The 20,835-nt window shown below is 66.2% G+C and carries 22 protein-coding genes; 8 read left to right on the top strand and 14 right to left on the bottom strand.

Translation table 11 applies throughout. The features are described from left to right. Window positions 1-28 precede the first annotated feature (28 nt). From TFU_RS02490 to TFU_RS02465, 6 genes are all read right to left on the bottom strand, one after another. The gene (locus TFU_RS02490; RefSeq protein ID WP_011290946.1) at window positions 29-607 is read right to left on the bottom strand and encodes a hypothetical protein; all 579 of its coding nucleotides are present in this window, start codon (window positions 605-607) and stop codon (window positions 29-31) included. A gap of 338 nt (window positions 608-945) precedes the next feature. Beyond that, window positions 946-1,602 carry a DNA-3-methyladenine glycosylase I gene (locus tag TFU_RS02485; protein ID WP_011290945.1) on the bottom strand — a complete coding sequence of 219 codons (657 nt, stop codon included), beginning with the start codon at window positions 1,600-1,602 and terminating at the stop codon, window positions 946-948. Next, window positions 1,599-2,078, bottom strand: a complete 480-nt coding sequence (locus TFU_RS15565) for a hypothetical protein (protein ID WP_104612838.1) — start codon at window positions 2,076-2,078, stop codon at window positions 1,599-1,601. Before TFU_RS15565 ends, TFU_RS02485 begins: the two co-directional genes overlap by 4 nt. 55 nt (window positions 2,079-2,133) lie before the next feature. Then, the gene (locus TFU_RS02475; RefSeq protein ID WP_011290943.1) at window positions 2,134-2,943 is read right to left on the bottom strand and encodes a TIGR00730 family Rossman fold protein; all 810 of its coding nucleotides are present in this window, start codon (window positions 2,941-2,943) and stop codon (window positions 2,134-2,136) included. A gap of 104 nt (window positions 2,944-3,047) precedes the next feature. Further along, window positions 3,048-4,112, bottom strand: a complete 1,065-nt coding sequence (dapE, locus tag TFU_RS02470; protein WP_011290942.1) for a succinyl-diaminopimelate desuccinylase — start codon at window positions 4,110-4,112, stop codon at window positions 3,048-3,050. Between the two features lie 93 nt (window positions 4,113-4,205). Beyond that, window positions 4,206-5,042 (bottom strand): 2,3,4,5-tetrahydropyridine-2,6-dicarboxylate N-succinyltransferase, encoded by an 837-nt coding sequence (locus tag TFU_RS02465; protein ID WP_011290941.1) that lies wholly within the window; start codon window positions 5,040-5,042, stop codon window positions 4,206-4,208. 243 nt (window positions 5,043-5,285) lie between these two features. On the opposite strand from TFU_RS02465, the gene TFU_RS02460 reads away from it, so the two are divergent. Further along, window positions 5,286-6,131: a hypothetical protein gene (locus TFU_RS02460; RefSeq protein WP_011290940.1), complete on the top strand. Its 846-nt coding sequence runs from the start codon at window positions 5,286-5,288 to the stop codon at window positions 6,129-6,131. 32 nt (window positions 6,132-6,163) lie between these two features. On the opposite strand, the gene dapC is transcribed toward TFU_RS02460, so the two are convergent. Beyond that, a complete protein-coding gene (gene dapC, locus TFU_RS02455) occupies window positions 6,164-7,276 on the bottom strand; it encodes a succinyldiaminopimelate transaminase (protein WP_011290939.1) in 1,113 nt (370 codons plus the stop codon). Window positions 7,277-7,483: 207 nt separating this feature from the next. Then, window positions 7,484-7,804 carry a ferredoxin gene (fdxA, locus tag TFU_RS02450; protein ID WP_011290938.1) on the bottom strand — a complete coding sequence of 107 codons (321 nt, stop codon included), beginning with the start codon at window positions 7,802-7,804 and terminating at the stop codon, window positions 7,484-7,486. A 232-nt stretch (window positions 7,805-8,036) separates the two neighbouring features. Between fdxA and TFU_RS02445 the strand changes: the two genes are divergently transcribed. From TFU_RS02445 to TFU_RS02435, 3 genes are all read left to right on the top strand, one after another. After that, window positions 8,037-8,288, top strand: coding sequence for a hypothetical protein (locus TFU_RS02445; protein WP_011290937.1), 252 nt, complete (start codon window positions 8,037-8,039; stop codon window positions 8,286-8,288). Between the two features lie 53 nt (window positions 8,289-8,341). Further along, the gene (locus TFU_RS02440) at window positions 8,342-9,676 is read left to right on the top strand and encodes a hypothetical protein (protein ID WP_011290936.1); all 1,335 of its coding nucleotides are present in this window, start codon (window positions 8,342-8,344) and stop codon (window positions 9,674-9,676) included. Between the two features lie 99 nt (window positions 9,677-9,775). Beyond that, window positions 9,776-10,627, top strand: coding sequence for a site-2 protease family protein (locus TFU_RS02435; protein ID WP_011290935.1), 852 nt, complete (start codon window positions 9,776-9,778; stop codon window positions 10,625-10,627). Here TFU_RS02435 and TFU_RS02430 read toward each other — a convergent pair. Then, entirely contained in the window at window positions 10,563-11,087 is a 525-nt protein-coding gene (locus TFU_RS02430) for a hypothetical protein (RefSeq protein ID WP_011290934.1), read from the bottom strand. The two genes, TFU_RS02435 and TFU_RS02430, sit on opposite strands and share 65 nt — an antisense overlap. A gap of 84 nt (window positions 11,088-11,171) precedes the next feature. Next, window positions 11,172-12,032: an N-acetyl-1-D-myo-inositol-2-amino-2-deoxy-alpha-D-glucopyranoside deacetylase gene (mshB, locus tag TFU_RS02425; protein ID WP_011290933.1), complete on the bottom strand. Its 861-nt coding sequence runs from the start codon at window positions 12,030-12,032 to the stop codon at window positions 11,172-11,174. A gap of 108 nt (window positions 12,033-12,140) precedes the next feature. Here mshB and TFU_RS02420 point away from each other — a divergent pair, with 108 nt between their 5' ends. From TFU_RS02420 to TFU_RS02410, 3 genes are all read left to right on the top strand, one after another. Next, entirely contained in the window at window positions 12,141-14,276 is a 2,136-nt protein-coding gene (locus TFU_RS02420) for a S9 family peptidase (RefSeq protein ID WP_011290932.1), read from the top strand. 235 nt (window positions 14,277-14,511) lie between these two features. Beyond that, window positions 14,512-15,618, top strand: a complete 1,107-nt coding sequence (locus tag TFU_RS02415) for a S1 family peptidase (RefSeq protein WP_011290931.1) — start codon at window positions 14,512-14,514, stop codon at window positions 15,616-15,618. Between the two features lie 102 nt (window positions 15,619-15,720). Continuing rightward, on the top strand, window positions 15,721-16,095 hold the full coding sequence (locus tag TFU_RS02410; protein WP_011290930.1) for a DUF3054 domain-containing protein: 375 nt from the start codon (window positions 15,721-15,723) through the stop codon (window positions 16,093-16,095). Window positions 16,096-16,795: 700 nt separating this feature from the next. Here TFU_RS02410 and TFU_RS02405 read toward each other — a convergent pair. After that, window positions 16,796-17,098: a GntR family transcriptional regulator gene (locus tag TFU_RS02405; RefSeq protein WP_016188199.1), complete on the bottom strand. Its 303-nt coding sequence runs from the start codon at window positions 17,096-17,098 to the stop codon at window positions 16,796-16,798. Window positions 17,099-17,308: 210 nt separating this feature from the next. On the opposite strand from TFU_RS02405, the gene TFU_RS02400 reads away from it, so the two are divergent. Beyond that, on the top strand, window positions 17,309-17,758 hold the full coding sequence (locus tag TFU_RS02400) for a hypothetical protein (protein WP_011290928.1): 450 nt from the start codon (window positions 17,309-17,311) through the stop codon (window positions 17,756-17,758). A gap of 554 nt (window positions 17,759-18,312) precedes the next feature. Here the strand turns inward: TFU_RS02400 and TFU_RS16010 are convergent. Genes TFU_RS16010 through TFU_RS02390 form a run of 3 tightly spaced genes read right to left on the bottom strand, consistent with a single transcriptional unit; the run spans window position 18,313 to window position 20,835 of the window. Then, window positions 18,313-19,020, bottom strand: coding sequence for a hypothetical protein (locus TFU_RS16010; protein WP_155983527.1), 708 nt, complete (start codon window positions 19,018-19,020; stop codon window positions 18,313-18,315). Next, window positions 19,013-20,185, bottom strand: a complete 1,173-nt coding sequence (locus tag TFU_RS02395) for an NlpC/P60 family protein (protein WP_011290927.1) — start codon at window positions 20,183-20,185, stop codon at window positions 19,013-19,015. The genes TFU_RS16010 and TFU_RS02395 overlap by 8 nt, the downstream gene beginning before the upstream one ends. Further along, a complete protein-coding gene (locus tag TFU_RS02390) occupies window positions 20,185-20,835 on the bottom strand; it encodes a hypothetical protein (RefSeq protein WP_011290926.1) in 651 nt (216 codons plus the stop codon). The genes TFU_RS02395 and TFU_RS02390 overlap by 1 nt, the downstream gene beginning before the upstream one ends.

Here is a 20,835-nt window from a genome sequence, read left to right as displayed (position 1 = left end):
CCTGGCTGGCGGCGGGCATGGGGCGAACCTACTTGAGGGTACCCGTGGAGGTCATGACGGTTCCTTCTCGGGAGATACCCTCCCACGTGGCCTCGAGTGTTCCGGGGACGCGTTGGGTCAGGGTGAGCATGCTCGTGTCGATACAGCGGTCCTCCGGATCGTAGGTTTCCGCGTAGTCGAACACGAGAGATTCCGCGGTCTGCTCGGTGAGGACGATGCTGCCCCGGCAGTGGAAGGGAAGCAGTTCTGCACTGCCTCGGTCAGTCCCCGCGTCGAGTTTGAGCTGGACCACCCAGTCGGCGACCAGGTTGCCTTCCTCGTCGTGCTGGGACATCTCCCCGCTCCAGCTTCCCGCGTACTCTTCGGGGATGCCGTCGGTGACGACAGCAGGGGGTTCTTCGGGTTCTGGCTCTTCTTCTCCCCACAGCAGGCTGCCGACCATGACGGCCAGCACGACGACGCCGACGCCTACACCGAGGATGAGGGGCAGTTTGGGGCGCCGGTTGTTGTGTCGGGCGGATCGGGGCGGGGGCCACAGCGACATCGCTCGGATCGGGGATGCCGCTGACGGGCGCGCGCTCCGCTCCGATTCGGGGGGCGCGGTCACCGCTGTTCCCTAACGGGGGGTGTGGAGCGAGGACTCTGGCGCGAATCGATCATCGCTTCCTCCAACGGTGCGAACGTGCATGGAGGGGACGTTCGCAATACAGCGAAACAGGATAAGCCACGCGAACTACCCCCACACCGGCAAGCAATGTGACGAAAATCACATGAATAATGGTGGTGTTTTCCGCGGCACGCGGGGGTTTCGGGGGGTACTGTTCGCGGATTTCCTTAGGTCGAATTCTCCAATCCCAAGGAAACCGGCAAAAGGAAAGTATTGCCCACCCGCGTGCGGAAAAGAAGCAGCCGCGGCACGGACACCCGACCGCTGGCGCGCCCCGCTCAGGCTGGGGATTCCGCGGGATACCCGCGGGCAGTGCCGCTCCCACGGCAGTGGCAGTCGACGAGGTGGTCGTCCACCATCCCCACCGCCTGCATCATCGCGTAGACGGTCGTCGGGCCGACGAAACGGAACCCGCGCTGCTTCAACGCCCGCGCCAACGCGGCGCTCTCCGGGGTGGACGCGGGCACGTCCGCGGCCGTCTTCGGTGCGGGCGGCGGCGACTCAGGCGCATACCGCCACACGAACTCCGCCAGCCCTTCCGGCAGTGCCAAAGCCGCACGCGCATTGCTGATGACCGCTTCGATCTTGGCGCGGCTGCGGATGATTCGCGCGTCCGCGAGCAGCCGCTGCACGTCCCGCTCCGTGAACGCCGCAACCCGGGCCATGTCGAAACCGCAGAACACCTCCCGGAGCGCCGCGCGTTTCCGCAGCACGGTCAGCCACGACAGCCCGGCCTGGAACGCTTCCAGGCTGACCCGTTCGAACAGTCCCCGATCGTCGCGGACCACGACGCCCCATTCCAGGTCGTGGTAGCGCATCAAATCGGCGGCGCCCAACGCCCACGGGCAGCGGAACCGCCCGTCGGCGCCGCGGCGTGCCCCTTGTGAAGGGAAGTCCGCCCCGGACGACTCCTGGGGCGGACTCTCCACGCTCATTCTCGACGGTCTCCTATCCCGGAATGCTGGTTGGCGTACTCGACCCCGGGGGGTGCGGCCGCGTCCGGCCAGGGGTCGGTATCAGATCCTTCACTCTCGGGAGCGTGCTGCTCTCCCCCCTCCGCTGAAGTTTCCCGGGGGGAACGCGGATACCACACCTGTGGCCGTGCTGCAGAGGAGGCGGGGCTGTGCAACCGCGCTTCCAACTGGGCGATACGCGCGTCCCGCTCCTCGATGTCGGCGGCCATCCGGTCCAGCACCTCGTCAACGGCGCGCACATGGTATCCCCACAGCGCGAGGGGAAGCCGGATTCGCGCCACGTCACGGCCGGTCACCAGACGGTCAACGGGCAGGTCCAGCGGAGGGTGATCAGCTTCGAACCGCGCCAGTTGCCCGCCATGCCCCATGACCAGAACCGCCACGGTGACGAGCACCGCGAAGGCAGCCAGTGCTGTCAGGATCAGGATGGCTATCACACTGTCGATCGTGCCACATCCCCGCCACAGAATGTGACGCGGCACAATCCACGGCTCAGGAGTGCTCGGCTTCCCGCAGGGCCTCCTCCAGCTCTGTGACCGCCTCCTCCTCTTCCAGGGCCCGCTCCCACTCTGCGTGGGCCCGTTGGATCGTCTCGATGACGTCGTCCGGGTCGTCGGTGAGGTGGATCAGATCGGGGTCGCTCGGAGAGATCAAGCCTTCAGCGAGCAGCCGGTCGTTGATCCACTCCACCAGGCCGCCCCAGAAGTCCGTGCCCACCAGGATCACCGGGAAGCGGGTGATCTTGCCGGTCTGCACCAGGGTGAGCGCTTCGAACAGCTCGTCGAGCGTGCCGAAGCCGCCCGGCAGCACGACGAACGCCTGGGAGTACTTCACGAACATCGTCTTGCGGACGAAGAAGTACCGGAAGACGACCCCCAGGTTGACGTAGTCGTTGAGCGACTGCTCGAACGGCAGCTCGATACCGAGGCCGATCGAGGTCCCGCCGACGTCGGCGGCCCCCTTGTTGGCGGCCTCCATCAACCCCGGACCGCCGCCGGTGATGACCGTGTACCCGGCCTCCACGAGCTTGCGGCCGATCTCCTCCCCCAGCTCGTAGTAGGGGGTCTCCGGTTTGATCCGGGCCGAGCCGAACACGCACACGGCCCTGCCCACCTCGGAGAGCATGCCGAAGCCCTCAACGAACTCCGACTGGATGCGCAGCACCCGCCAGGGATCGGTGTGCACCCAGTCCGTCGGGCCGCGACGGTCCAGCAGCCGCTGGTCAGTGGTGCTCTTAGGGATCTCTCTTCCCCGGTAGGTGAGGGGACCTGCCTGCCGTTCGATCGATCGAGAATCCGTCATGTCGCAACGTTACCCACTCTGAGGTTTCTCGCATCGACTTTCAGGCCAAGCGACGGTGTCCGCAAGCGGTCTGAGCGGCGACAACCACCGCGGCAAGCGCCGCGTTACCCTGCCCCGGTCAGCCAGGCGGCCATCCGCTGCTCCGCGGTGGCGATCTCCGCCAAGTCCACCCACTCGTCTTTCGTGTGCGCGAGGGTGGGATCCCCGGGACCGTAGTTGACCGCGGGAATCCCCAGCTCGGCCATGCGCGCCACATCGGTCCACCCGAGTTTCGCGCGTGCCTGCCCGCCGCCGACCGAGGCCACGAACGCGGCCGCCGTGGGATGGTCCAGCCCTGGGCGGGCCCCTGCCGCCACGTCGGTCACCCGCACGTCGAACCCGTCGAACACTTCCCGCAGGTGGGCTTCGGCTTCCTGCGGGGTGCGGTCGGGGGCGAACCGGTAGTTGACGGTGACGACGCACTGGTCGGGGATGACGTTGCCCGCCACCCCGCCGGTGATCCCCACCGCGTTGAGCCCTTCGTGGTAGCGCAGTCCGTCCACTTCGGGCTGGCGCGGCGTGTAGGCGCGCAGCACGTCGAGGATCCGGCCGGCTTCGTGGATGGCGTTGCGGCCCATCCACGAGCGGGCGCTGTGCGCGCGCACCCCCTGCGCGGTCACCTCCACCCGCATGGTGCCCTGGCAGCCGCCTTCGATCTGGCCCCCCGTGGGCTCCAGCAGCACCGCGAAGTCCCCGCGCAGCCAGTCGGGATGCCGGGCGACGAGCCGTCGCAGCCCGTTGCGCTCCGCTTCGACCTCCTCGCAGTCGTAGAAGACGAACGTGAGGTCGTAGACCGGGTCGGTCAGGGTCGCGGCCAGCTTGAGCTGGACCGCCACCCCGCTCTTCATGTCGGAGGCCCCGCAGCCGTAGAGCCTGCCGTCCACGACGCGGGAAGGCACGTTGTCGGCGATCGGCACCGTGTCCAGATGCCCGGCGAGGATCACGCGCCGCTCCCGCCCCAGGTCGGTGCGGGCCACGACCGCGTTGCCGTCCCGCAGCACAGTCAAATGCGCATAGGACCGCAGCGCCTGCTCTACCGCGTCAGCGAGCGGCTCCTCTTCCCCGCTCACCGACGCGATGTCGATGAGGCGTGCAGTGAGGTCACGGACATCCGCGGTGAGATCCAACATGGCTGCGCTTTCGTGGTGAGACGGGACGGGGACACGCTACCGGTCCCGGCCTGCTCCTTCGAGCCGACCGGGACCGGTGGGAAGAAGCGAGGGTCAGCCGTTGACGCCGTGCTCGCGGAGCAGTTCGTTGAGCGCGAGCTTGTCGTGCTCCTGCCCCTCCTCCAGGCGCTTGAGCACGAGCAGGCAGGGCAGGCCGAAGTCGCCGCCCGGGAAGCTCTTCACCCGGTTGGCGGTCACGCACACCGACCAGGCCGGAGCTTCACCGCGCTTGAGCTCTTCACCGGTCTCGGCGTCGAACACGCGGGTCGAGGCAGTGAGGATCGTGCCCGCGCCGAGCTTGGCGCCGCGGCGCACCCGCGCCCCCTCGACCACCATGCTGCGCGAGCCCAGGAACGCGTCGTCCTCGATGATGACCGGGGACGCCTGCGGCGGCTCCAGCACACCGCCGACCCCGACCCCGCCGGACAGGTGCACGTTCTTGCCGACCTGGGCGCAGGAGCCGACCGTGGCCCACGTGTCCACCATGGTGCCGGAGTCGACGTAGGCGCCGATGTTGGTGAAGGACGGCATCAGCACCGTCCCCGGGGCGATGTAGGAACCCCACCGGGCGATCGCGCCCGGCACCACGCGCACCCCGTCCAACCGGGTCTTCAGCGGGATGCGGTCGTGGTAGTGGAAGCCGCCCACCGTGGACTCTTCCATCCCCAGCACGCGGAAGCTCAACAGGATCGCGCGCTTGGCCCGCTGGTCCACGACGACCTCGTCGGTCTCAGGGTCCACGTGGGCGACGCGCGCCTTGCCGGCGTCGATCTGGTCGACCGCGCCCACGATGATCTCACGGGCCTCAGCGTCGTCGGGAGTGAGTTCGGAGCGGCGCTCCCACAGCTCGTCGATGCTCTCCGGGAGCGGACTGGTGTACGAGGTGGTCATGGCTGGGAGCCTACTGGGTTCCTCCCGGGCCGGGAAAAACCGGGCACTCTCGTGGTGTCGGTCACGGGTGTCTGCCAGGGACTACGCTGGACGGCCCGTACCATCAACTACGAGAACCTTATTTGGGCGGCGTAGTCCGGACCGCACTCCGTACGGGCAGGCCACCTGGCCTACCCTTATGCCGCATCATGAGGATTTGTCATCTCATAGCGTAGTTTCTCCCGACATCTATATGGTCAGCTCGTGCCCAGAAAGCGTCGAAGGATTTCCGCGTTCGTCAAGATCCTGTTCGCCTTGACCCTGGCCTGTGGTCTTCTCGTTGCCGCGGGTATCTATGCCATACGCTCCATCAAACCTCTTGACCTGACTCCACCGCCGCCGAAAGACGGCTGCCGCCTCGCCACCGAGGAGGACACTGACACGCTCGAAGTGGAGCAGGCCGCCAACGCGGCAACGATCGCGGGCGTGGCCTTCGCCATGGACCTTCCCCCGCGCTCCGTGGTCATCTCCTATGCCACGGTGTGGCAGGAGTCGCAGTTCTTCAACATCGAGTACGGTGACCGCGACTCGCTGGGACTGTTCCAGCAGCGCCCCTCTATGGACTGGGGCACTCCCGAAGAGATCATCGACCCCGTCTACGCCAGCACCAAGTTCTACGAAGAACTGGTGAAAGTCGAAAACTACCTGGAGATCCCCGTGTACGAAGCGGCCCAGGCGGTGCAGCGCAGCGCCGACGGGTTCGCTTACGACCAGCACACGGAGCGCGCCCAGGTCATGGCCAACGCCTTCACCGGTGTGGAAGGGGCCGTAGTGACCTGCTGGTTCCCGGACGAGGAAGCGGGTCCCACCGACGTGGCTGCCGCGGTCGAGGAGATGCGGCGCGTCTTCGGGGTCGGCCCCGAAGAGCTGGGAACCGTCGAGCGCCAGACCGGTGACCTCGGCTGGGCCATGGCCCAATGGGCGGTCGCCCACGCCGCCGCCTACGGTCTTACCTCGGTGACCTACCTCGACCAGCAGTGGACCGCTGAGTCCGGTCTCGCCGGGTGGCAGTCGCTGCCCACCACCACCCAGCAGCTTGTCTTGGAGTAGTCCGCGGCGCCGGCACGTGCCGGGGGTGCTGCCTACAGTTCCGCGAGCCGTTTGACCGCGGCCGCCACCCGCTCGTCGGTGGCGGTGAACGCCACCCGGACGTGCCGGGCCCCCGCCGGGCCGTAGAACTCGCCCGGAGCGACCAGGATGCCCTGCTCGGCCAGCACCCGCACCGAGCCCCACGCGTCATAGTCGGGGTGGCTCGCCCACAGGTACAGCCCGGCTTCCGAATGCGTGATCTGCCAGCCGGCTTTCTCCAATGCGTCGCGCAACTGGGTGCGGCGGGCCGCATAGCGCTGCTTCTGCTCTTCAGCGTGCTCGTCGTCGTCGAGCGCCGCCCGCATCGCCGCCTGCACGGGGGCGGGCACCATCATCCCGGCGTGCTTGCGGGCCTGGAGCAGCTGCTGGACGAGGGCCGGGTCGCCGGCCACGAAACCCGCCCGGTACCCGGCCAGGTTGGAACGCTTCGACAGGGAGTGCACGGCGAGCAGCCCTTCGTGGGAGCCGCCGCACACCTCGGGGTGGAGGATCGACAGGGGCCGCTCCCCTTCCCAGCCCAGTTCCAGGTAGCACTCGTCGGAGGCGACCACTACCCCGCGTTCCCGCGCCCAGGACACGACTTTCCGCAAGTGCTCGAGTCCGAGGACCCGGCCGGTGGGGTTAGCCGGAGAGTTGATCCACAGCAGTCCGGGGCGGACCGGCCCTAACTGGGTGAGCGAGTCGGCCGCGACCGGCGTGGCCCCCGCGATACGAGCCCCGACGTCATAGGTGGGGTAGGCCAGTTCCGGGAAAACCACGGTGTCGCCCGGGCCCAGTCCCAGCAGGGTGGGCAGCCAGGCCACCAGTTCCTTAGAGCCGATGGTGGGCAGGGTGGCGTCCGGGTCCACCTGCACCTGGTGGCGGCGCGCCAACCAGCCGCTGATGGACTCCCGCAGCGCCCGCGTGCCGTACGTCTGCGGGTATCCGGGGGTGTCCGCGGCCTCGGCTAGTGCCGCGCGCAGCCGCGGGGGCACCGGGTCCACCGGGGTGCCCACCGACAAGTCGACGATCCCGTCGGGATGCTGCGCTGCGGTCTCTTTGTACGGTGCCAACCGGTCCCACGGGAAGGTCGGTAGCCGGTCAGCCACCGGGCGCCGCTCGGCCATGGTCGCCACGTCCCCTCATCACGTCACTTCCCGCACCGTCCCGGTCGGCGGGCGCGGGCCCTGTTCTGTTGTACCGTGTCCGCCCCGCCGGGGCACGACTCGATCACGCCGCCGCCTTCCCCAGCCGGGGCCAGGCAACGGCGTGATCGTCACATTCCTCAGGCCACCGCACCAGCGATGGCCGGACCCGTATCCGCTTTCTTCGTCCTACTCGCCCTGCGGTGGAAGGGCAGCGACCAGCGGGTGGTCCCGGTCGATCTTGCCGACCTTGGAGGCACCTCCGGGAGAGCCCAGCTCCTCGAAGAACTCGACATTAACCTTGTAGAAGTCCGACCATTCGCTGGGCAGGTCGTCCTCGTAGTAGATGGCCTCCACCGGGCATACCGGCTCGCAGGCACCGCAGTCGACGCACTCATCGGGGTGGATGTAGAGCATGCGCCCGCCCTCGTAGATGCAGTCGACGGGGCATTCTTCAATGCATGCCTTGTCGAGCACATCGACACACGGCTGCGCGATGACGTAAGTCACGTCGTATTCCTCCTCGGTCTCGCCACGTGGACCGCGTAAGTGGCTGCTACGTCGCGATACTTCTGACCGACCACCACCGAGTGGCCTCCCGGGGCTTGGTGCGCTTGCGGGACGGTCTGCGCGGAAGACCGGCAGGCGCCCTCAAACGGGTCTTACGGCCAGAGGACACGGGTACCGCTGTCCCTAGTATTGCGTTGCACGAAGCCTGGATCACAATCGGGGGGTCGTGACTGTGGGATACGTTGCCCGCTTCACCCACGCCATAACCAAAGACGATGTCGGCCAGCGAGTCACTGTGCGTTTCCGGCTGCCAGACGGGAGATTCCGGGATATCGTCGGTGTATTGGAGTCATGGCACGACGATGTGCTCGTGTTGCGCCGCCGCGACGGGTCGCTCGCGCACGTGACCGCCGCGGAGATCGTGGCCAGCAAGGTCGTGCCGCCGCAGCCGCCCCGGCGTTCCGGCGCACCGGGTTCCGCGTAACCCACGGGCCGGGCCATCGGAGGTGAGACGAGGCAGGAGGTGGGAATCCCGCCGTGCAGGAAACCGTGGCCGCTGCCCTCGCTCACCTGACGCGCACGGATCCGGTCGCCGCCCACGTAGCGCAGAGCGCCTTGGACACTCTGCTCTCCGGCCGGCGATTGGAAACCCTGACCCAGCACGCCGTCCAAGAGTTCTGCTGGCACGTCCTCCCGGTGCGGTTCTCCTCCGAGCCCAGCGAGTGGCAGTTCGTCACCGACTCGCTCAGCTCCCTCTTCCGCCTCCTCGATTTAGACCGCTACGCCGACATCTGCGTATCGGAACGCACCCGCGAAGTGCTGCGCGCCTATGCGACCTCCCACGACCAGGGCCTGGCAGCCTACGAGCGCAGCATGCGCTCCTCCGGGGTGATCCCGCCCGACCTGCCCGAATTGACGTGGGGGACCGCGCTCGGCAACGCCGAGATCGAAGCCTACCGGGAGACGTCCGCGGTACTGGAGCTGGCGATCGCCGCAGGTGAAGTACGTCCAGGCACGCGCGGCTGGCGGGCAGCCCAAGAGGAGCGCGCCCGCAGCTTCCTCACCCAGCCCGACCACCACGGCCTCAGCTATCTGGACAAGATCCGCCAGGAACGGGTCGCGGAGTGGCTGGCGTCCCGCTCCCACCCGCACCGGGAGCACCTGCTGCCCCTGCGCGGCCAGCTCACCGCCGGCGTGGACATGCCGCGCAACGCGGCTGACGCGCTCGCCCCCGTGCAGCGGCTGCTCGACTATGCCGCCGACGGGATCGCGCTCACCCAGATCGGCTACATATCTCCTGCCGTGGTGCGGGCGCTGTGCGACGAATTCGGCTGGTGGACATCGCCGTCGCCGCCGCGCAGCGAAACCGATGTCATGCAGCTCATCGTGCTGCACAAACTGCTGCGGGCTATGCGGGCGGTGCGACGCTCCGGCCGTCGGCTGGTGCTGACCCGGCACGGGCGGCAGCTCCACAGCGACCTCAACGAACTGTGGCGCGCGGTCGCGGAAAGTGTGCTGGCCACCGACGGTTTCGAGCAGGCCGCGATCGAAACCCTGCTGGGTGTGCTGCTGCTCCGCTCCCCGCAGTCAGCGTCCGCCCCATACGGTGACGCCGACATCGACGTCGCCGACGAGGCGTGCCGGCTGCTCATCCAGTCCGGCTGGGAGGATGACGTCATCGGCGGGCGGCCCCGCACCGACCAGGTGCGCTCCGTCCTCATCAGCGTGGTGTGGCTGCTGGAGATCCTGGGGTGCATCACCGGCCCCGACCTGCTCGGCGACGGCCCCACCCCCCAGTTGACGAAGGTGGGGCGGGCTTTTGCGCTCACCGCGCTCCACTTGTCGGCGACGGCCCCGGCCGCGTCACTGTAGTCGGTGGGGCGACCCCGGCACGCGGCATGCTCTGCTGCCCTCTAGCCTGTGGGTAGTTCTTCCACACCGTGTTTCACCCGTGTGACCAGCAGGAGCAGCATGTCCACGTCTGATCCGGCACCCCGGTCGGCGGCTGAGGAGCCGCCCACCGGCCCGTCGACCACCGCTAAGACCGAGTCTGCCTCGCCCGGTTGGCTGGACTTCCTGCCCAGCCCGATGTTCCTGTTGCTGGTGGGGGTGACCGCGCTAGCCGGGTGGCTGTCGTGGACCCGCGCCGAAGAGACCGTGCTCGGCTGGCGCACCGCCTACGCGCCGTTCCTGCTGCTCCTCGGCGGCTGGCTCATCTGTCTGACCCTGCACCAGTACGTGCGGTCGCTACTGGCCTACCGGGGCGGGGACCGGGCGCTGCGCGGCAGCGGCTACCTGAAACTCAACCCGTTCGCTTTCCGGGAGCTCGGCGCCCAAGTGGTGCTCCCGGTCGCGTTCCTGCTGCTCGGCACGTTCGGGCTCAACGGCCCCGCCGTGCACGTGGACCGGTCCGCGGTCACCCGTCCTTTCCGGGTGCTCGCTGCTTTGGGCGGGCTGGCCACCAACGTCGTGCTGGCCGCGGTGCTGGCGGTCACGGTGGCCCTGCTCGTCCCCGCAGGCCAGGTCACGAACAACTGGGCGATCGGCGCGGTGATGTTCCTGTGCTTCCTCAACGTCAGCGCGGCCCTGCTCGCCCTGCTGCCGGTGCCGGGCACGGTGGGCTACGACATCCTCACCGAGGCGGTCAACCGGTGGCGGCCCAGCCGCAACGCGGCGATCTTCGGCACGGTGCTGCTGTTCGCTGCCGTGTGGTGCCCGCCGATCCACGCCGTGTTCTTGGAGAGGCTGTTCTCCCTGTTCAGTCTGATTGGGGTGGAGTCGCTGTACCTCGAGTGGGGGCAGACGTTCCTCCGTCCGTGGTGACCTTGTCCCCGGTTTCGGGGGTCAGCACGGTCGCCACAATCACCGCGCCTACCCCGCCGTAGAGGAACAGGTAGGTGGGGACGGTGGAGGTCATGACCACGTCGCCGCCGGCCACGTACCCGGTCAGGAGGACACCGGCGAGAATCCACCCGGCGGCGAACGCTCCCGGCCCCCATTTGGCGCCGACCGCCCAGCCGATCACCCGGGCCCCGGAGAAGAGGACGAGGAGGAACAGCAGGACGGTTGCCACGCTGAGCAGTTGGCCGATCGTGCCGGTCAGCCACAGCCACGACGCCCACCCGGCGCACAGTCCCGCCACGATTCCGCCGACCAGGCCCAGTGCTGCGAGGAAGACGATGTTGAGCGCGGCCAGCATGCCCATCAGGCGGCGGTCCAGCCCGGCGGTGGCTTCCGCACCGGGCTCTGCGCGCTCACCGGTGTGCTCTGCCGAGGAAGTCACAGTGAGCAGCCTAACCGCTTTCCGCGCCCCAGCCGGGCCAGGGCGCGGGGTGGCTTGTCTTGCACGCTGCTGCCGTGCTCCTGGTCAGGCGAACAGGTCGGTTTCGTAGCCATCGGGGCCGCGGCGGGGTTCCGGGCCGTGCAGCAGGGTGAAGTACTCCACGGCGTGGATCTCCTGGGCGATGCCGTTGGAGAGCGCGAACCGGGTGCCCGCCACAGCGACCTGGGTGGCGTGCGCCTGCAGAGCGTCCCGCTTCTTCTCCCAGTAGGCGGAGCCGTCGATGCGGGTGGTCACCAGGTCGTCCGGGGTGCCGGGGGCGATGTCCTCCACCGCGGTGGGCGCGGTGAACGGGCCCGGGTCGGCTTGCATGCGTGCCACTGACTCTTCCAGCAGCTTCCTGGGCTGGGCGATCGCATACAGCTTGCGGGCTTGCCAGGGGGTGCCCGGCAGGGAGGGGTCCGCGGCTTGAGCGAAGGCGCGCATGGTCACCCGGTGCGCTTGGATGTGGTCGGGGTGCCCGTAGCCGCCGTTGTCGTCGTAGGTGACGATGACTTGGGGGCGCACTTCCCGGATGATCGCGGCGAGTTCGTGGGCGGCCGTGTCCACGTCGGCCTGCCAGAAGCACGCGGGGTGGCTGTTCGTGGGGGCACCCATCATGCCTGAGTCGCGGTAGCGCCCCTTGCCGCCCAGAAACCGCTGGTCGTGGACACCCAATGCGGCGCAGGCGCGTTCGAGTTCCGTCACACGGTACTCGCCTAGTCCGCCTTCCCGGTCACTCGCCAAATGGGCCAGTTCCGGGGGGATCACTTCCCCTTCTTCACCGAGGGTGCAGGTCACAAGCGTGATGTGGGCTCCCTCGGCCGCGTATCGGGCCATGGTCGCCCCGGTGACGATGGTTTCGTCGTCAGGATGGGCGTGCACCAGCAGCAGGCGACGGTCGTTCATGCCGGTGACGATACCCGCGCCGGTGAACTCTTCTCCCGGCGCCTCAGTGAAACGCCTGCGGGATGGCGCACCGCCGGACTGCGGTCTACGGCTGTCAGAATGCGTGGCATGAGCTTCCCACGACAGTACGCTCGGACCCAGCGCTTCAGCATCGGTGTTCCCCGCTCGTTCCAGATCTCCCCGGACGGCCAGCGTGTCGCGTTCTTGAGAAGCCGGGACGGTACCGACACCGCGACCTGCCTGTGGGTTGCGGAACCGGACGGCACGGAGCGGATCATCGCGGACCCGCGCACGATCGGTGACACGGGGGAGGATCTGCCGCCGGAGGAGCGGGCCCGCCGGGAGCGGCTGCGTGAGTCAGGAAGTGGCATCGTCTCCTACAGCGTGGACAAGGCGTTCACCCGCGCCGTGTTCTCCTTGTCCGGCAGGCTCTACAGCGTGGAGTTGGACGGCTCCGGCACTCCCCGGGAGCTGCCCGCGGCCTCCCCGGCCATCGACCCGGTGCTGGACCCCACGGGACGGCTAGTGGCCTACGTCCACAAGGGCGCCATCCACGTGCTTGACCTCGCCGACGGCTTGGACCGCGTGGTGGCCGCCCCGGACGGGAAGAACATCACCTGGGGTCTGGCCGAGTTCATCGCCGCCGAGGAGATGGGACGCCACCGCGGCATGTGGTGGTCTCCGGACGGGACTTTCCTGCTCGCCACCCGTGTGGACACGACCCCGGTGCGGCGCTGGCACATCAGCGACCCGGGGAACCCCGAAGCCGTGCCGCAGACGGTCGCCTACCCGGCGGCGGGCACCGACAACGCCGAGGTGCGGTTGGCGGTGCTGCGGGCCGACAACACCGGGGAGCCGGTGTGGGTGGAATGGGACCGGGATGCCTTCCCGTACCTGGTCACCGCGGGGTGGACCCAGCGGTTGAAGGGCACGTCGACCATCGTGTTCACCGTGCAGGACCGGGCCCAGCGCACGCTGCGGGCGTGCACCGCGGACCCGCTCACCGGGCACCTCCACGAGCTGTGGACGGAGACCTCCGACACCTGGGTGGAGATCATGCCGGGGGTGCCGGAGTTCGACGCTTCAGGCGCGGCACTGCGTTTCGGGGTGGACTCTTCCGGGGAGCGGGCGCTGTACCTGGGCGACCGGATGGTGAACTCCCCCGGGCAGTACGTGCGGGCCGTACTGGACGTGGACGGGTGCTGCGTGCTGTATTCGGCGTCCCCTCTCGGGGAGCCGCACATCGTCCGGCTGTGGCTGTACGACAGTCGGACAGACACGCGCACTGAGATGAGCTTCCCCGGGGCGGACGGTCCTTCCGGGGTGCATTCTGGGCTGCTGCGCGGCGACACCTTGGTGATCCAGCGGCGCGACCTGTCCAGTCCGGGGGTGCGCACCGCGATCGTGCGGGGTGTGCACGAGGAGCAGTCCGTGACCGAGGTGGAGAGCCGGGCGGAGCGCCCCGACCTGCCCGGTGTGCACGTGCAGCTCCAGCGGTTGGGCGAACGGGAGATCCCTGCCGCGCTCGTGCTGCCGTCGTGGTATACGCCGGATTCTGATCCGCTGCCGGTCCTCCTGGACCCCTACGGCGGCCCGCACGCCCAGCGGGTGCTCTGCGCCCAGAGCGCCTACCTGACCGCGCAGTGGTTCGCGGAGCAAGGGTTCGCGGTGCTGATCGCTGACGGGCGCGGCACTCCGGGCATCGGCCTGGCGTGGGAGCAGGCCATCCACCGGAACATGGCGGAAACCGTGCTGGAGGACCAGGTGGCGGCACTCCACGCGGCGCCGGAGGCGTTCGGGGTGCGCCTGGACTTGACCAAGGTGGGGATCCGCGGGTGGTCGTTCGGCGGATACTTGGCGGCGCTGGCAGTGCTCCGCCGCCCGGACGTGTTCCACGCGGCCGTGGCGGGTGCTCCCGTCACCGACTGGCGGCTGTACGACACGCATTACACCGAGCGCTACCTGGGGCATCCGGACGACGATCCGGAATGCTACGAGCGGGAGTCGCTGCTGGTGGACGCGCCGAAGCTGCAGCGCCCGCTGCTGCTGATCCACGGGCTCGCTGACGACAATGTGGTGTTCGCCCACACGCAGCGGCTGTCGTCGGCGCTGCTCGCGGCGGGACGTCCGCACACGGTGCTGCCGCTGTCCGGAGCCACCCACATGGCCAACGATCCGACCGTGTCGGAGAACTTGCTGCTCGTGCAGGTGGAATTCCTCCGTGACGCACTGCACCTCACCTGAGTGACCGCGGGTTCTCGGCCTCGGCGGGATCGGACCGGTTTTCGTCCCGCCGGGGCCGTGTTTTTTGGACCGCCCGGCATGGTTTTTGGCCACCCAGGGTACATAGTGTGTCACCGATTGTCCGTTAGGTGGATAGTGTCCCTTCCTCGGACTGACTGTCCGAGACACTCCACCCGGTGGGCTGATCGGAGTCCCCCGCTCCGCCTGACTCCGACAACCCAGAAAGGAACGGGTCGTGAACCATTCCTCCCGAAGAACCACCTCCCTCCTTTTCACTGCCGCGCTGGCCGCCACTGCACTGGTCGCCGCCACCACCCCCGCCTCCGCCCAAGAGCTCGCCCTCAAACGCGACCTCGGGTTGAGCGACGCTGAAGTCGCGGAACTGCGCGCCGCCAAAGCCGAAGCAGTCGAGCTGGAAGAGGAGCTGCGCGACTCCCTCGGCTCCGATTTCGGCGGCGTCTACTTGGACGCGGACACCACAGAGATCACGGTCGCCGTCACCGACCCCGCCGCCGTGTCCCGTGTCGACGCGGACGACGTCACCGTGGACGTTGTTGATTTCGGGGAAACCGCCCTCAACGACTTCGTGGCGTCCCTCAACGCGATCGCTGACACCGCTGACCCAAAGGTCACCGGCTGGTACACCGACCTGGAGTCCGATGCGGTAGTCATCACCACGCTCCGGGGCGGCACTCCGGCAGCCGAAGAGCTCGCCGAGCGGGCTGGTCTGGACGAGCGGGCCGTGCGCATTGTCGAAGAGGACGAAGAGCCGCAGTCCCTTGCCGCCATCATCGGCGGCAACCCCTACTATTTCGGGAACTACCGCTGCTCTATCGGATTCTCGGTCCGCCAGGGCAGCCAGACCGGCTTCGCCACCGCGGGCCACTGCGGTTCGACAGGCACGCGAGTCAGCTCCCCCTCAGGCACTGTCGCCGGATCGTACTTCCCCGGCCGTGACATGGGCTGGGTGCGTATCACCAGCGCTGACACCGTCACCCCGCTCGTCAACCGCTACAACGGCGGAACGGTGACCGTCACCGGTTCGCAGGAGGCCGCCACCGGCTCTTCGGTGTGCCGCTCCGGAGCGACCACCGGGTGGCGCTGCGGCACCATCCAGTCGAAGAACCAGACCGTCCGCTACGCGGAAGGAACCGTCACCGGCCTGACCCGCACCACTGCCTGCGCTGAAGGCGGCGACTCCGGCGGCCCGTGGCTCACCGGTTCCCAAGCCCAAGGGGTGACCTCGGGCGGCACCGGTGACTGCCGGTCCGGCGGCATCACGTTCTTCCAGCCCATCAACCCGCTGCTGTCCTACTTCGGACTGCAACTGGTCACCGGCTGAGCCGGTCTTCTCGGCCCCGGGTTCCCCTGTCGCGGCGGTCCTCGGGCCGCCGCGGCGGTGGGCCCACACGTCTGACCAGTCACCCACCGTTAGGCTGGAGCTATGCGTTCTGTTTCGGCCGCCGTTGTCGACGCTGCCGTAGTCGTCCTCTTCGTGCTCATCGGACGGTCCAGCCACGGTGAGCCCAACACCCTGATCGACGTGGTCACCACCCTGTGGCCGTTTGCTGCTTCCCTCGCCTTGGGGTGGATCGTCGCCCGAGCCTGGCAGATGCCTGTCGCCCCCTTGCGCACCGGCGTGGGAGTGTGGGCGATCACCGTCGCCGCAGGCATGGCGCTGCGTGCCCTCTCCGGCGGTGGAATCGCCGTGTCGTTCATCGTCGTAGCGTCGCTGTTCCTCGCCGCAGGCCTCATCGGCTGGCGTGTCGTCGCCACCCTGGTGCTGTCCCGCCGCACCACCACTCCTACCCCCCACTGACTCCACACACGGTGGGCGACGTGTCCTGCGGAGGCGTTCCCGCTGCCTGTCCTACTCGTACCCCCGCGGATGTCGACGATGTAGACCAGGGTTGCGCCTCCCAGAACACCCACGGCGGCATGGCCCGCGTCACGGTAGGTCTCGTGCACTGCCCGACCATGCCAGGCAGTGGAGAGCCGGGCATCCCGCGGCTGCCCAGTCAGGCATGGCATAGACGGACAGTGTGAATCGCGTGAGGGCCTGTCCGCACCCTCCTGTCTGCCATGGTGGGCAAGGACACCAACGCGTAGCGGAGCTGGATGTCAGAGTGGCCCGCTAGCGCTGTGGTATGCGGGCTGCGGGCGGTCTAAGAGGTGTGCCTGGTGATGAGGAATGCCTCGCTGAAGAGAGTCGCCCTCACCATGTCCTGATCGCCGCAGAGCCATGCCCTGCGTTGTCTCCGGGAAGCCGCTCGCGAGAGTGACGGCATCGTGGCTTCCCTCTCAACATCTCTAGGGGCCACTGGTGGTTCGTGGAGGACCCGCGCAAGTCCCGGGAGGCACACAGTTGGTGACGGCGAGGTCCACACTGCTCCGACGATGATCGGCTCAACGACGTAGGCGGTTACGGGGATGCGGACGTATCTGCCGAGGTGGGAAGAGCTCCGGCACACGCCTAGGGCTGTTCCCTGATCGTGCGAACACGAGCCAGGAGCGGTCTCTCATTCGTTTTTAGGCCGCATGTGCTCCGGGAGCACGAACACACCTCGACCGACCACTGACCGAACCAAGCCTTGTTCCTTGAGCCAGTTAACCGCACGCTCGGCGGTTCCCTTGGCAATGCCGAATTCCTGGTGGAGCTGTTTCACGCTCGGGATGGGCTTACCAGGCTGGTACCAGCCTGCTCTTATCCGCGAAAGCAGGATGGCCGCAATCTGCTTCCACACCGGATCGATGCACACCGGGTCAATCTCACTGTCTGGTCCGTACTCCCGGGACAAGGGTCCTAGATCTTCCATGTCCATAGCTTGCGTTACCACTTTTCACCGTACGTCTTCTGGTGTAGGCATGGGGACTCATGGTTACCCACCGGTTGGCAAGCCAAAGTCTTTGAATCCTTGTGTATGAGTGGGTAGGTGTGGGTAGGCTAGGGGAACGTCTAAGGAACACGAAAAAGCTCCCGCGGTCGCGGCCACGACCCGGGAGCATGGTCAACGCTGCATGGGAGCGCTGACGTGGTCAGTCTACTGCTCAACTGGTTGGGCGTGGGTTTCCGCCTGCTCAGGCCCGTGACTGGGGTGCACGCAGCCCCGAAGTCGGTTGTCGCCACTCTGGAAGCCCCGTCCGTCCGCTCCCGCAAAGCACGGGAGCCGCATTCTCACCCCGCACCGACCGCCAAGCAAAACACCACCGCGAGCCGCCGCGGCCCGGTTCCGGTAGTCGACCCGGACAACGTCAATCCGCAAGCCGCTTTGATCCGTCCCTACTTCGTGGCGCATGAACGTCAAGCCGCTCTCGGGAGGTTTCTGATGTCCGACCTTGCCAAGGCTGACGCCATTTATGACCGGCTGAGCGAAGCGGTCCGCGAGCGTCTGGACGACCCGGAACTAGCGGACGCTTTCGAGCACCTCGACGACTGGCTGCGTGCGGGTCGCGCGCTTCCCACCCCGTGGAAGCGTGAGTAAGTCGCTGCGGTAAGCCTTCTTCCCTCCCACCAGGGCCCGTTTTAGCTCTCCGCCTCTCCTGGAGCTAGCGGGCCCGTTTTGCGCCTGGCTACAGGTACGGGGTATGGACTGACCGCGGATACGGGAGCGCGTACAGCTTCGGTCTGCTACGGGACAGGAAGCACGCCGTAGGCCACACCTTCGGCTATGCCATACGCGACTTCAACGATGGTTGGCTGATCTCCGTGAGCAGCTACGGTGCCCGTCCAGGCGTCTGCGAGTTAGCCGAAAAAGCCGAGTGGGCCTGAACACATCCGACCCAATGAGGCAAGAGAAGGAACGTTGCTAGCCCGCCCTAGGAAGCTCGAGCACGCCGATCTTTTCTACGACTCAACTTTCCGAGGAGTTAAAAGACTGTTCACAGGACGCCGGTACGCCAGTCTGAGCGCTCCCGACCATAACACACAACATTGCCTTCAGAATTTCCTTCAGAGAAGCAACACTGCAACTCAACGGTCTGCATGACCGCTCTTCGATAGCGGTTGCACATATTTTCCAAAATTATCCCGTAAAAATCAGTCTGGAACAACTCGATCTAAAGTCTCTCTAATTTCTGGAACCAGCTTCCTAACAAAAATCAAGTAATCATCTTCAATAGAAGATCCTTGACTCGCCTTATTTTTAAACGAAAAGCAAAACAGAGAATTTTTTACCACACCCGCAAAAATAAAAACTTCTTCCTCCTTCCACTTTCCGTAGATGTAGCGACTTCCCCCAGGAACTCCTTCAACCTCACCTTCACCCAACACACTTTCTACAGGAAATTCCGCCTCCTTTAACGCATCCTCCAAAGCAACCGAAGGCCCCCCCACTAAAGATTTATATGATAGAACTACATCAGATTCAACAGCTCCACCAATAAAAATATCCCACGAACACTTATTAGAAATTTCGCGAACTTCTGAACTTGGATTCTCTATCGCTGTATCAAGAAAATTTTCTCCATCATCCAACCTGGCTTGATAGACAGAATTAAAAGACTGCATATCTTCAAGATCTCTACACAAATCAAAAGATCCAGCCTCCAAGTATGTAATAGGTCCCCTCGTTGGGGTCACACTGCTAGAACCTTCAGAAACACTCCCCATTCCATTAGAAATAGAGGAAACAAACATTTTAATGCTACTCGATATGACCCATACAACCAGAAGTCCCGCAATTAAACCAGAGACAACTATAGAAATAAAAGCTTTAAATCCGTGAAGTCCTTGCTTCTTACCCACGGTTCTCCAACTGAGCCAACTGTGCCTTCGCTTCCGGAGCCTCCAACGGCCTAGTGAATCCCATGATCGGCGCTCGGTTAGGGCTGTCGTATTCGCGTACCGCGATCGGCCCACAGTTGGTGCACCAGGCTTCAACCATCAGGCCGTCCCCGATCACCATGCCGACATGTCCTGGCCCTGGGGGTTCTCCTGGCCGCTGCACGTCGAAGAAGACCAGGTCTCCTGGCTGTTCCTGTCCCTTGGGAATGCGAGGGCCGAAATTCCATTGGTCCTGAGAGATGCGGGGAATCGTGACTCCGATGCTCTCGTAGGCCCGCATGACTAGCCCCGAGCAGTCAAAACCGTTCGGCCCTGTACCACCCCACACATAGGGTTTGCCTCGCTGGGCCAGTGCCCAATCCACCACCGCTTGGACCAGATCGTCCGGAGCGCTGCCGATGAAGTTACCGTCAGCGGTCAGCGTGCAGTTCACCGCGGTAGCGATGGACGCGCTCGCCGTGTACGAGCCTTCCGCGTACTTCTCCGCCCACTCCAAAACCTCGTCGACATACCACCAGGCGTGGTTGTAGGCGTAGATCGCCTGGCGGATGTCCTCCTTGGCACCGTGGTCGAGCAGATAGTCGGCTGCGGCGGGAATGGCATCCTCTGGGTCGTACACGTTCACGATGCCGTCGCCGTTACCGTCCTGGCCGTAGCCTTCCTCTGGACGGTCCTCGACAGGCATGATCGGTTCTCCACCCCAGCTATTGCCTGCCGCAGACCCGTCCAGAGCACCGAACTGCATCGGTCCGGCCGCACCCCAGTCGTTGTGTCCTTCCGTGATACCCGGTCCGTCCCAACGACCGTGGTGGCTTTCCACCTGGCCGATCCCAGCCAGCACGTTCCACGGGATCCCTTTTTCCTCCCCGACCCTCTGGTAGATCTCCAGGTAGTTTTCCGGGATGGAGTTCTCGGCGTACCCGGAGGCTTCCACCTGTTCGGTCTCACTGGTGCATTTCAGTGCCCCAGAGGTGAGGTTGGCGACGCTTTGATTGACCGTGGCCAACGGAATGACGACCATTGCGATGGTCACCACGCCCGCGATGAACAGGCCGACACCGATCGCAAATTGGGTCGCGCAGTTGCCGTCGTCAGACGGAGGTACGCGGACGAACAGCCGGAGCATCACCCGCCTCCCAGGTTGCCTGCATCAGCCGGTTGGAAGTCGTAGACCCGCCAGCTCCCGCCTTCTTTGACCATGGTGACGGCGAAGTCTCCGAGATTCTGGGCTTTACCGTCATCGCTTTCCGTAATGGACTGCACTTTGAGGATGAAGACGATCGACTCATCGTCGAAGCCGCGGATCGACTTGACGACCGCCCGCCCAGTGGAGGTCGCCTTCTGTTCAGCGCGTTCTCCCCACAGCGCTTCAGCACCAGAGCTCTGCGCGAGAGTCCGGGCATACTCCTTGGTGGCGTGCTCGCCGAGCCTGTCGTAATACTCCTGGGGGGATTTCGAATAGTCGATGGTGCCGTAGTCGGTGGCGAACTCCTGGGCCACAGCCGCTGCAGCAATGAACTCTTCTTCGCTGAAGGGCAGCCAGTCGGCGAGCGCCATATCTTCAGCCGCCACGGTGGGCAGCGGCTCGACAGGCTGGTCCTCTCCCCCTTCCTCCAGGGTCTCAGTCCTGCCGCCTTCGGCCACCTGCTCCTGCTGCTCCGGGTCTGACGTGTCAGAACCACCTCCCAGGCTCCAATAGATGCCGAAGGAGACGAGGGCCACGATCAGGACACCGAAGACAAGGCGCTGTGCGCCGTCGGAAAGTGGCTTGGACAT

The sequence above is a fragment of the Thermobifida fusca YX genome, from assembly GCF_000012405.1.
Lineage (GTDB): Bacteria > Actinomycetota > Actinomycetes > Streptosporangiales > Streptosporangiaceae > Thermobifida > Thermobifida fusca.
This window is presented reverse-complemented; position numbering and strand designations above follow the sequence as displayed.